This is a genomic window from Vibrio sp. 10N.222.52.B7, assembly GCF_041474275.1.
Classification (GTDB): domain Bacteria; phylum Pseudomonadota; class Gammaproteobacteria; order Enterobacterales; family Vibrionaceae; genus Vibrio; species Vibrio crassostreae_C.
Map to the genome: position 1 here is coordinate 1 of NZ_JBFRTU010000034.1, position 4,888 is coordinate 4,888.

Consider the following 4,888-nt stretch of genomic DNA (forward strand, 5'->3'; position numbering starts at 1 on the left):
CGTATTTTTAAAAATACGGAAACGCCCCCTATCGGGGCTAATATCTGATAGACACCGTGTGATACCTTTTTTAAGGATCAGCTTTTGACCTGTTTCCAATAACGTTTAACTGTTGCAATACCAGTCCCAGATCTTTCCTGTACAGCTTTCTGAGTAGCTTTCTTGCCCTCTGCAAGTAAAGCGGTGTAAGCCTCGTTAATGCGCTTTAGGACGCTATCTGTGCGCTTCTGATTGGTGTAGTGCGCCCCGACTGCTTGTCGAGTCTCTAACGGCTGATTGGTGTCAAGGTTTAGCTTGCGCTCCTTGAGGCGGATATTAGCCTTATTGCGCCACGTCCAGTTGGCAATGCTTTTCGCTATACCTTCGACCTCTTTGAAGTGCATAGGCTCTTTGAAGCTCTGGTTTAATTGATCTGCATGGCTTTCAAGATCAGCATGAAACACCTGACACGTATCGAAGTTATGCACCACCCCGTAAGCGTAGTAACGCAATACATTAAACAGGCTAACGTTGCGTTCGTAGTCGCACAGCTCGGCTGTATCAATGCTGTACTCTTTCTTGTCGAGATCACCGCACCCATCATGTAATTCTGCGAGTGAATACTCGTGATCGTGTAGCACCACAACACGCCAGTCGCTATGTAACGGGTTTTTAGTCATTAAGTGAGCGTAACCTTCATCCGCACCCAATAAACGTTTGTACGTGCGCTGTATGGCCGCCAAGTAAGCTAAGGGTTTGCTGCGTGCGTTTTCTGAGGTAAACACCGGGTTAATGGCGTAAGCCATGTGGTACTTACCATCATCGGGGTTCATAGCGATATAGTTCGGATATGGTAAGCCGTTAAGCTCCCAAGCGTATTCACCCGTAAACGGTGTATCGATGTCAAAAATTAGCCAAGCACAGCGCAGGTGGCTGTTTAGCTGTATGTAACTATGCGTGAGCGCATGTGTAACGTTCCGTATCAGGGATGCGGTTTTGTCGTCACTGCAATAGGGCTTTTTAGGTAGGTGTGCATGTACTCTTCTCTCTAGGTTGTTCATATGATTCTTTTGTTGTTTTGGCTTTAAACAACTGAACTTGAGAGGGTTGCAATGCGTTATTACTGTACGTATACTTCATGTAAATCAGCTCCTCTTTTGGCTCAGTTGGTTTAAAATTTGTTGTTTTTGAAAAAGAATCCGTAGGTCGCCAAACTTAGCGGATTTTTTTTCGTCTCCAAGAAATGTACTCTCTTACTTCCCTCAGATCAAACGCTTACACGCCCAGTGTTACTTACATCCTATTTCTCGGTCGGGCAACAGGTTGTGTCGGTCTTTGTCTTGGAGCAGGCTCTGGATCGCTTACAGGCTCTCCCTTAAAGGCTTGAGCCTTGATTATTGATGGCCCCCATCCTGAGCTTTTAAGTAACTGATCAAGCTCGTCACAGTTTCGTTTAGTTGTGTCATAGTCTTCTCTAAGCTCTCCCGCTTCTGCTTTTCGCTCTCTAGCTCGTTCTGCAAGCTTTCCAATTGCTTGTTTAAGCTCTGCGAGGATTTTATATACCCACTTTGCAGGCTTTTGATGTTGGTTAGTATTGTGTTTAACATTCGGTTCGGTTTGGTTTTTGGTTACTTTATTTGGCAGTACAGCTCGCTCGGGTTGGTCTTTGACTTCACCACTTGCAGGCATGGTTGAAACTTCTCGATTTCGTATTCCGTTACTAGGTAACGCCCCGCTATCGTTCCGCTCAGGAATAAGAATAGCCCCAACAGCATTGGTAGGATCAGGTTCAATCGCCTTTGGTTTTTGATACATGATGTTACGTTGTTCTGAAATTGTTTTAAGTCGGCTCTTGAGCGCTCTGCGGTTGTCTGCAAGTCTGTTTTCACGCTCTGCGTGAAATGCTCGAAGTCTTTGTTCCTGTTGCTCTGCGAGGTTTTCAATACCTCTGTAAGATTTCCCATAAAGATCACCTTTTAGTCTTATCGGTTTTTCGTGTCCCTCCGCTTTAAATGAAATGGACGATTTAGTGTTACGTGTCACCGTTACACCATCGATGGCGTTTAGGGCGTTTATCACGTCTTCTTGGTTGTTAAGTTCGCCCTCCCCTGCCAACTCAAACAAGTAGTTGTCTACTTGTTTCATTAACTCCTGACGGGGTGGGGGATTGTCTCCAAACGTAAACGTTCGGCGTTTGTTTGGGTCATTAGGGTCGGTGAAACCATATATGTCATTGGCGATACACTTCCACGCATCGATACGTTTTATGTCTCTACTGTGGACGTAGGGTGTCAAGGCTTTGCCTGTGGTCAGTTCCATATTTACGATGTGGAAATTTAGCTCTAGGCGATCTTTATCCCTGTGCTCAATCCACACAATGTCGTACTGATCAGGTTCAAGTCCTGCAAGCAGCGTCTTCTCGAAACTCTCCATAAGGATCTGCTTTTGGGCGGTGGGGATATTCTCTTCTTCAAAGCTGAGGCAACCGTATGTGTACGCCTTAGCGAAACGGCTCGCTTGCTTGAGTAGTTCTCTCGTGGTTTCTGGGTTTCCCGATAGAAGCTCTGGTGCAACCTTTCGCCTTTTAGTTCCACCCTCCAAATATTCGAGTCCGTTAGTAACGGACGAATGATCGCCCTTAAAGAATTTAACTATCATGGCTGTTGTTTGATTAGTTTACTCAGCAGATCGTTAGACTCGGCTAGGCGTGCTTGCACACTAATCAAGTCAATCAAACCGCCTGACTTTTTTGCACTATTCACAAGCCGTGCAAGTTGGTTGATGTTGTTGCCAATTTTGGCAACCTCAGCGACCAGTGCAGGATCTTGTTTTAACTCTCGGTATTTTGGTTTGGGGTGTGGTGATTTTGGGTCAAGTCCAAAGGTGCGAAACCAATCCGAAACATTGCCATTGGCATTAGATTGGATTAGTGACTTTTCTTCCTCGGTTACACGCACCTGTATCAACTCGGTACGCACTGGCTTTTTGCTTTTGCTCATGGCTTTTGATTTTGTTTTTGGCTGTCGCTAGACAGTGCTTTTTGGAGGGGATTAAAGGGGTAGGTACGACCCCCTTTGCCAGTGATATGAAAATTTCGGAACGTAATTACATATCTATGCTGGCTTGGTATTAACCCTCATTAATAAATTAATAATTAAGAAGCGTAATTACAAATATGGGGTTGAGGGAATCAATTTTATTCCTTACTAATTAAATAAAACGACATGAGAAACAAGCAAAGCAAAGAGGCTCTATTGGCTGGTGGTATTGAATATGTAGCCAATGAGTTTGACACCGAACTTAGTAGTTCAGAAAAGGATGAAATCAGAAAGCATATCGATAGATACACAGTAGGTTGCTATGAAGACTATTTAGATCCATTGGTGATTGATGTTCGAGAGAAATTTGAGTACGAAACTGAGTCCGATTTTAACGAAACTGCCTTGGAAGATTGGGCGGAACAGTGTGGTCACTGTGGCGTCAGTGGGACGACAAAGCGAGCATATGAAATCGGAGATTATTACTACACTTCGGATGCAATTACCGAGTGGGTATTTGAACTGCACGACAGAGGAAGCCTGAAAGATTTATGCTTGGCGTTCCTGTTAAGTAATCTACCAGAAATGGATTAAAATAGGCTGCTGGTGGCAATTGCCACGGCAACCTAACAAAACTTAAAACACCCACCATTTGTTAACAAATTAGCTGGTGGCTAAGTCGGGTTTTAAGAGGGGTTAAATATACAAAAACGGACTGTTAGAGTCCGCTTTTGTTTGTAACCAGATCACGTAGTGCGCAATAGGTACAATATGTTAAATAGGGACGAAATCAGCGAAATTATCGCTTCGCCTCAATGGCGGCCATCTGCGCTTCGAGCTGTACGATCTGTGCTTTCTTGTCTTCGATTTCTTGGCGACACCAATCGAGCTTGCGCTGAATGGTAGCCTTACGTTCACCATCGATGTCAGCTTTCTGGAAGTCATCGAAAGACATCTCCCACTCGCACACGTAGTGATCAGGGCAGTAAACCCACTCGCCATGTGGTGCGACTATCAGTTTGCGATCAAGACAGTTCGGGCACACAACATTAAGCTCTACGTGCTTGCAGGGGCGACATGATGAATCGTTACACTGATACGTCATTTTGTGCCTCCCAAGTCTTCTTATGCTTTGAGAACGTGCCTCGTTCCACTCCTGCTTCCTCTGCCATAGCTCTAATAGACGGCATCTTATCAGCGTCCTTGTATTGCTCTAGAACTTTGAAAACCTTGGCTTGAGCTTCGTTAGCTCTGCGTTCATTATCACTCACAGGGCGATCTTTAGGAGAACTAGATACAACTTGGGGCGTATCGTTACGTGTTACCTTGTCACAGATCTCGATAAGTGCGGCTGTTAGTGATGTAACACTGTGTCTTAGCTCTTTGATCTCGTTACAAAGCTCTGCATAGCTTGGCAGTTGTGGTGCGTCACTTTTTGTATCGCTCGATACAGAGAATAAATCCTGCTGCGCAAGATCTGTCGGCGTGAGAGCGTTGATTTCTTTACGGTCTAGGTAGCGCTTACCACCCCTTTCAACGTATGAGAGCTTATTATCCCGCATATAGCGATACAGTGTGTTACGGCTTATCCCTGTAACCTTCACCGCATCATTAACACGTAACATATGATTTTCCATCGATACACTCCAACTGATACAAAACGAGACAAGATTGACACACATAGATCGTGTAACAGTGATGTGTATCGTGATGTAACATAGCATAACTAGAGCCGCTGAGTAGCTTAAATGGCACATTTAAGTGATCGAAGTGGCAACACTCACTCATTATGAGTGCAATACCTAAGTAGGTGATTTAGTTGAACTCTGACTCTCTCGATGGACAATTTGGGGTAATGCCTTTCTTTTTGC

The 4,888-nt window shown here is 44.6% G+C and carries 6 protein-coding genes; 1 reads left to right on the plus strand and 5 read right to left on the minus strand.

What is annotated here, in order from left to right; all coding sequences use genetic code 11:
* Positions 1–77 precede the first annotated feature (77 nt).
* The 3 genes from AB4512_RS11390 to AB4512_RS11400 form a co-directional block, all read right to left on the minus strand.
* Entirely contained in the window at positions 78–1,040 is a 963-nt protein-coding gene (locus tag AB4512_RS11390) for a replication initiation protein (RefSeq protein WP_372111887.1), read from the minus strand.
* A gap of 232 nt (positions 1,041–1,272) precedes the next feature.
* Positions 1,273–2,637, minus strand: coding sequence for a hypothetical protein (locus AB4512_RS11395; protein ID WP_372174930.1), 1,365 nt, complete (start codon positions 2,635–2,637; stop codon positions 1,273–1,275).
* On the minus strand, positions 2,634–2,978 hold the full coding sequence (locus AB4512_RS11400) for a MobC family plasmid mobilization relaxosome protein (RefSeq protein WP_372057544.1): 345 nt from the start codon (positions 2,976–2,978) through the stop codon (positions 2,634–2,636). The genes AB4512_RS11395 and AB4512_RS11400 overlap by 4 nt, the downstream gene beginning before the upstream one ends.
* Before the next feature lie 225 nt (positions 2,979–3,203).
* On the opposite strand from AB4512_RS11400, the gene AB4512_RS11405 reads away from it, so the two are divergent.
* Entirely contained in the window at positions 3,204–3,611 is a 408-nt protein-coding gene (locus AB4512_RS11405) for a hypothetical protein (RefSeq protein WP_372152419.1), read from the plus strand.
* 205 nt (positions 3,612–3,816) lie between these two features.
* Here the strand turns inward: AB4512_RS11405 and AB4512_RS11410 are convergent, their stop codons facing one another.
* Positions 3,817–4,122 carry a hypothetical protein gene (locus AB4512_RS11410; protein ID WP_372174931.1) on the minus strand — a complete coding sequence of 102 codons (306 nt, stop codon included), beginning with the start codon at positions 4,120–4,122 and terminating at the stop codon, positions 3,817–3,819.
* The gene (locus AB4512_RS11415; RefSeq protein ID WP_372174932.1) at positions 4,106–4,654 is read right to left on the minus strand and encodes a helix-turn-helix domain-containing protein; all 549 of its coding nucleotides are present in this window, start codon (positions 4,652–4,654) and stop codon (positions 4,106–4,108) included. Before AB4512_RS11415 ends, AB4512_RS11410 begins: the two co-directional genes overlap by 17 nt.
* Positions 4,655–4,888: the final 234 nt, after the last annotated feature.